General features: G+C 40.1%; 6 protein-coding genes. 3 read left to right on the top strand and 3 right to left on the bottom strand.

What is annotated here, in order from left to right; all coding sequences use genetic code 11:
* Positions 1-418 precede the first annotated feature (418 nt).
* The 3 genes from CALSC_RS25860 to CALSC_RS26405 all read left to right on the top strand — a co-directional run bounded on the left by CALSC_RS25860 (position 419) and on the right by CALSC_RS26405 (position 1,798).
* Positions 419-853: a hypothetical protein gene (locus CALSC_RS25860; RefSeq protein ID WP_143288211.1), complete on the top strand. Its 435-nt coding sequence runs from the start codon at positions 419-421 to the stop codon at positions 851-853.
* Between the two features lie 439 nt (positions 854-1,292).
* The gene (locus CALSC_RS10105) at positions 1,293-1,652 is read left to right on the top strand and encodes a hypothetical protein (protein WP_143288210.1); all 360 of its coding nucleotides are present in this window, start codon (positions 1,293-1,295) and stop codon (positions 1,650-1,652) included.
* A complete protein-coding gene (locus CALSC_RS26405; protein WP_159460597.1) occupies positions 1,637-1,798 on the top strand; it encodes a hypothetical protein in 162 nt (53 codons plus the stop codon). Before CALSC_RS10105 ends, CALSC_RS26405 begins: the two co-directional genes overlap by 16 nt.
* 328 nt (positions 1,799-2,126) lie before the next feature.
* Here the strand turns inward: CALSC_RS26405 and ftsH3 are convergent, their stop codons facing one another.
* The 3 genes from ftsH3 to CALSC_RS10090 all read right to left on the bottom strand — a co-directional run bounded on the left by ftsH3 (position 2,127) and on the right by CALSC_RS10090 (position 5,680).
* Positions 2,127-3,974, bottom strand: a complete 1,848-nt coding sequence (gene ftsH3, locus CALSC_RS10100; protein WP_088241224.1) for an ATP-dependent zinc metalloprotease FtsH3 — start codon at positions 3,972-3,974, stop codon at positions 2,127-2,129.
* Between the two features lie 114 nt (positions 3,975-4,088).
* A complete protein-coding gene (locus CALSC_RS10095) occupies positions 4,089-4,886 on the bottom strand; it encodes an aminotransferase class IV (protein WP_088241226.1) in 798 nt (265 codons plus the stop codon).
* 5 nt (positions 4,887-4,891) lie between these two features.
* The gene (locus CALSC_RS10090; protein ID WP_088241223.1) at positions 4,892-5,680 is read right to left on the bottom strand and encodes a hypothetical protein; all 789 of its coding nucleotides are present in this window, start codon (positions 5,678-5,680) and stop codon (positions 4,892-4,894) included.
* Positions 5,681-6,416: the final 736 nt, after the last annotated feature.

Below are 6,416 nucleotides of genomic sequence, written 5' to 3'. Positions count from 1 at the left end.
CTTATAGCTCGAATATTAATTAGTAGAAATTTTGCCTTGGTAACAAAATATGACGCAAGCTTAAAAGTAGCTTGAACAGAAGTAAAGATATGTGAGATCGCTAATGAATTTTACTTCGTCAATAATAAAACAACCTATAATAATGGTAGGCATACGGATTGACAAAAATATATAAATACGCATATAAGCATGTATATGAAAATTCCACAATAAAAGCGATCGCTCTTTGGCAGTATCGCCTGTGGTTAATAAATTATGACAGTCACTATAGACAGTGCTTAAGTTGGCGTTTTTGTAGTTTTGGAGCAATCGCCACCCCTAACTGGAATCACCCAATCCCATGTCTGGAGATGAAAAACTATTGCGATCGTAATCAGTGATTCAACCTCAAAGGCAAGGGAGAAAGGAGGTATTGATCATGAAATTAAGTATTCTTAAACGTAAGCTAGGTGTAGTTTTCGCTAGTGCAATATTAACTTTAACTAGTAGTGCTTTGCCTACATTAGCTGTCACAATTAATGAAGCTGATGTTGATAGTGCTGGGACAAAAAACAACACAGAAGTAAGTCAGGTTGAAACCGAAAATAATTTAATTGCTCAAAGACGTAGAGGAAGAGACGAATGGCGCGAACCATGGGACGGACGAGGACGCAGAGGTAGATGGCGCGAACCATGGGATATCCCCAGACAAGGCAGATGGGGCAGACGATATAGTTATCGAACAAGAAGGTGTTACAGAATAAGTCGTAGAAGAGAGCGTTGTCATATCTATCGGTGTGTAGTACGTAGAGGAAGACGACGCAGATGTTACAGAATCAGAAGTTGGACTAGACGTATACGATATTACTACTAATATATGAACTGTAGATGTGCCTTGCCAATCCATTAGTAGTAATGGTTGTTCTCTCAGAATCTACATACATATTCCTGATTACCTTATTACCATCGCTGAGTTAAAGCCTGTAAGGTGAATATATAACCTACAGGCTTCAACAATCCCATGACCGATTACTATTGGAATATACAGCACTTTGCAGGTAAATGAAGTACAAAGCTAAATACAAAAGCTCTTGTGGGATGGGCATCCCTGCCTGTATGAATGTACGTTCAAGCAAAAAACTATAGATGATGTATACTCAGTAGAAATACTGCCACAAATACGTATTAGTCTGTCATTATTCAGGACTAGGTTATCGTAGTTTAGCTGTAACTTTATTCAGGTACAAATTGGTATTCCAGCAAGTTACCTATGGAGCAAAATAAATTCTCTAACAAAAATCGACTAAATGAGTATGAACCAAGTTACTTCGTTTAAACTTGCTATTTCACCAAGTTTTCCGACTTATGAGCGTGAAATGCTGCTAGCTGTTTTAAAAAATGAAGCTACCATAAAAACTCCTGAAGAACGTGTATTTAGCATAGATGATTACATCGTTATTGTGACTGCTGTAGGAGCCACGATTGGTGCTATTGGAACTGCGGCAAAAGCGACTAAGGAAATTGGAGAATTAATTGAGAAGATTATTGAGTGGAGAAAGCGCCTTCGTAAAAAAGCTATTGAACCTGAAATAAAATTAGAACGTTCTGGACAAGACTCACTTGATCTAAGAACTGCTACAGATGAGGAAATTCGTAGATGGTTGTCACTGTAATATCTTCAGAAGCAGAAGCTGGAACAAAATTTTCTCTTTCTTCAGATTTAATTCGGGAACATCCCACTTTGGCAAAATTTTGTAGTGACATTTTATACCATTTTGAAAAAAGAATGCGGCAGATGGGTAGGGCACGGCATCAGTAAGATAATTTAATATCCCAAAAGATTGTAGATGTTCCCTACGAAAAATGTATGTGTCGCAAACATTACTTGAATTTGTATTATTTTTTCATAGAATCGTAAAAACTGGGATGTACCCTTTAATTCCTTATTTAGAACTAAGAAATTAGGGATTTAGAACTAAGAAATTAGGGCGCGGACATTGTTGAAAGCCCAAACCTCTGAATAGTAAACTTATTACTTATTACTTACCCGTAGCGCTATACTTTTGTTTAATTGAGAGGTCAAAAAAAATAAGGCGGGTATTACCCACCTTACTTATAATTTTTGTGAAAAATTCGACCTGAATAAATTACGCAAAGGTTGCAGTTCTCACATCATTTTTTGCCAAAATATCTTGCAATTCTTCCGCATCCACGGTTTCCTTTTCCATTAACATATCCGATATTTGGTCAAGGACGTGACGGTTATCTTCAAGTACTTGTTTAGCTCGTGCATAAGCCACATCAACTAATTTACGTACTTCTTCATCAATGGCTGCCGCAGTTTCTTCGGAAAAGTCACGCTCGGACATAATATCGCGCCCCAAGAACATATTACCTTGCTGACGACCCAATGCCACTGGTCCTAAACGATCGCTCATGCCAAATCTAGTTACCATTTGACGGGCAACTCTGGCTACCTGTTGCAGGTCATTAGAAGCACCAGTAGTAACTTCTTCATCACCAAAGATGATTTCTTCAGCTAAACGACCACCCAATGCTACCGCCATTTGGTTCTCCAAATAGGAGCGGCTGTATAACCCAGAGTCCATCCGGTCTTCACTAGGGGTGAACCAAGTTAAACCGCCAGCACGACCGCGAGGAATAATGCTAATCTTTTGCACAGGGTCATAATCTGGCATTAATGCACCTACTAGGGCATGACCAGCTTCATGATAAGCAACTAACAGCTTGCGTCGTTCGCTCATTACCCGGTCTTTCTTCTCTGGACCAGCTAAAACGCGATCGATAGCATCATTAATTTCATCCATAGAAATTTCTGTCAGATTCCGCCGTGCTGCTAAAATTGCAGCTTCATTCAGCAGGTTAGATAAATCTGCACCAGTAAATCCAGGGGTACGGCGAGCAATGCGATCTAAATCAACGTCCTTGGCTAGGGTCTTACCACGAGCATGGACGTTAAGAATTTCCACCCGTCCGGCGTAATCGGGACGATCTACAACTACTTGACGGTCAAAACGTCCGGGACGTAACAAGGCTGCATCCAAGACATCAGGACGGTTAGTAGCAGCAATGATGATAATACCTGTGTTTCCTTCAAAACCATCCATTTCCGTGAGTAACTGGTTGAGGGTTTGTTCCCGCTCGTCATTCCCACCACCTAAACCAGCACCCCGTTGACGACCAACTGCGTCAATTTCATCAATGAAGACGATACAGGGAGCATTAGATTTAGCTTGTTCGAATAAGTCACGGACACGGGATGCACCCACACCCACAAACATTTCCACAAATTCGGAACCAGAGATGGAAAAGAAAGGAACACCAGCTTCCCCAGCTACAGCACGAGCTAGTAAGGTTTTACCGGTTCCAGGGGGTCCAACTAACAACACACCTTTGGGAATTTTTGCCCCAATAGCAGTGAAGCGATCGGCATTTTTCAAAAAATCTACAACTTCGTTCAGTTCTAGTTTTGCTTGCTCAATACCAGCCACATCACCAAAGGTAACTTGGGTCTGGGGTTCCATTTGTACTCTGGCTTTAGACTTACCAAAGTTCATGGCTTGGCTACCAGGACCACTTTGAGCACGACGTAGCAAGAAGAATAGACCTACTAGCAGCAGTATGGGGAAAAATAAGCTACTCAGTGCTTTAAACCAAAAGCCGTCATCACTTTGAGGTAATACGGAAATATCAACACCCTTGGAACTCAAGGTTTTGATTAGGTCTGGATCGTCATTAACCAAAGTTACCACTCTTTTGCTGGTATCGTCTTTGGGTGTAACTAATGCCTGTTTGCGATCAGCACTAATACTGACTTTTTCTACCCTATTATCGTCAACTGCTTGAATAAATTCACTATATCGCCATGTTTTTCTGCTTTCGGGCTGCTTATCCAAGAAAGCTGTTCCCAAAGCTATTAGAACGATAAAAAGCAGTGCGTATAGCCCTGCATTTCTCCATCTTTTATTATTCACTGAGGTTCGTCCTCCTAATATTTTTTTCTAAGTCCGCGCTGTGTCTCTAAATAGAGGGGGGCATTATTAAGAATTATGTTAACTTATTTTAAGTTATACCAGAATGTGTACCCATTATGCTAGAAACATCTCCCGTAATTGCTGCCCTATAAAATGAGCAGAATTATATTTTAGCGAGCTTGAAGGGTGAATGACCGTATGTATAGGAATAATTTCGATGACACTGTTACTATAGGCGATCGCTGATAATCCCTGGGCTAATTCCATTGTCCAAGGTTCTTCTCTGACTTGTTGCTGCTGATTTACTAGGCAATGTAAAATTTGCGATCGCATAATTCCTGGTAAAATTCCTGCTGTTAGGGGTGGTGTCCACCAATAACCATATCCCCAGCCCCAGAGATTACCTGTACTAGTTTCTAGCCAATTTCCAGCAGCATCGACTAAGATAGCCTCTTGAGCATTTAATTGTTGGGCATCAATTTTGGCTAACCAAGGACTAAGGTAGTTCCCGGTTTTATGAGTGGGTAGGGAACGCTGAAATTCTGGTGGTGTCAGCCTAGCTACAATTCCTAAGTTTTGTTTTTGTGCTAAATCTAATGGTAATTGTCTCCCAGTTATCCATTCCCTACCATCAGGAAAAATGGTAATTCTCAGAACTGGGAATTGTTTCATTATTAATTCAGCACCTTGACGCAATCGCCCTTCATCTGGTGGAGACCAACCAAAAGACTGCAAACTCAATTTTAAGCGATTGCAATGGGTATGCCATTGAGTTAATCTACTATCCAGAGAATTATCATAAACACGGAGGGTGGTAAACACCGTAGCACCGTAGATTAAACCTGGATCGTCAATGGCTAACTCCAGAGTTTGAGAATTTACTAATTGTCCGTCATACCAATAAATAATAATTGACCTCAATCTTTGACTGGTAATTGGATTGCATTGGTGCCATTCGGTCTAGTAATTACCTTTCCTCCTAAAGCTTCTATTTCTCTGATTGCTCTTTCCTTACCCTTTTTATCGACTTGATGATTCAATATCATCGCCCAAGCTGCCACTTGAGCTTGTTTACTATCAGGGTTTTTACTGATAAACTCCGATGTTTTTCGAGAAATATCTGCTACTATTTTACTCTCTTCGTCAGTATAAAAACTAGCCCAACGGGATGCATTCAGGAAAGATGTTTTTGCAGCTTGGGTATCACCCAAAAACAGCAGTTCATCAATACCTTTATAGCGCCATACATAGTAAGAGCCGTGAGGAAGTTTAGGTTTAAGAGACATGAGACCCTTCTCAGTTAATTCTACCGCTCTTTTGGGCATGGCGGCATACATGGAAGTACTGGTAGAAAGTCCTAAATAAGCTTGGAGAAAACGTGGATCGCGATCGAGAATAACTGTAAAATATTCAGGACTGAGGCTGTAACCTGTTTTTTCACGAGCTACCTCATCACCGAAATAATGTAAAAAACCAATATATGCCCAGTTAGCAATTAAATTAGCATATCCCAAGCTAGGTAATCTTTGTAAAAATTGCAGACGGAGTTTTTCCGATTTTAGCTCTCGTTGCAACCTTACAGTGGAAACACTGTCTTGAATTTTGAGCATGGTTTGCATTCGTGGAAATTGTAACCCACCCACACCTAACATACACACACAAACCGCAAACGATGTACCAATAACTTGGCGAGATATAGGAAACATCAGGACTAATGACTGGCAGACTACAGGTACATAGTTCCCGAAAATCTTGATGTAGTAACAACAACTTTGTTACCTGGAATTTCCTTCAAACAAATGATAAATCAATATTTTTCAGCTATTCAGCAGACCCTAAATATATTTCTCTGGTCTGATATCCCCACACCAACTACTTTTTCTCTTTTTTCAGCAAGCCCTATTTAGCTCTTATGAAGTGATTTGCAAGATTTTGTGATTTTTATCCTCTCATTGGAGATTTATCCTAGTATAAACAAGTAACGCATGGTTCGCTCATTGAAAATCGAGTTAGGAAAAATGCAGAACGAAATGATCATGGTTTTAGCCTGTGATTCAAATATACTCTCGTCCCAACTTTGTGCGATCGCATAAAAATAGAGTTTTTAAAGTGGGGTGGTAGTTCAAGACAAATTTAGGAAAGTCACTAAAACCATTACTACACCTATATTCTATGTTTTTGGGCAATTTCTCGAACTCCAAAAAAATGGGCAAACCGTACGAAGTAAGTGATCAAACAAAAATATTTACCATTATGTATGAACTACGCGAAGTAATCCTAACCCTTGTGATTGCTAAATCCTGGTGGACACCCTCCGCGTTAAGCGTTCGCGCAGCGTGTCTGTAGGACTCAGCTATACCGTAGGCTTTACGTTTCACTCCGTTACACTCACTTCGGATATTGTCTACTTAATTATGTTTCACGATTTCGTTTTACATATGT

The sequence above is a fragment of the Calothrix rhizosoleniae SC01 genome, assembly GCF_900185595.1.
GTDB lineage: Bacteria > Cyanobacteriota > Cyanobacteriia > Cyanobacteriales > Nostocaceae > Calothrix_A > Calothrix_A rhizosoleniae.
Note: the sequence above shows the minus strand (reverse complement) of the source record. Positions and strands in the feature narration are given on the sequence as shown.

Bases quoted from the DNA above. Each gene is read 5' to 3' on its own strand.
- CALSC_RS26405 (WP_159460597.1), top strand. From the start codon at position 1,637: ATGGTTGTCACTGTAATATCTTCAGAAGCAGAAGCTGGAACAAAATTT.
- CALSC_RS10105 (WP_143288210.1), top strand. From the start codon at position 1,293: ATGAACCAAGTTACTTCGTTTAAACTTGCTATTTCACCAAGTTTTCCG.
- CALSC_RS10090 (WP_088241223.1), bottom strand. From the start codon at position 5,680: ATGTTTCCTATATCTCGCCAAGTTATTGGTACATCGTTTGCGGTTTGT.
- CALSC_RS25860 (WP_143288211.1), top strand. From the start codon at position 419: ATGAAATTAAGTATTCTTAAACGTAAGCTAGGTGTAGTTTTCGCTAGT.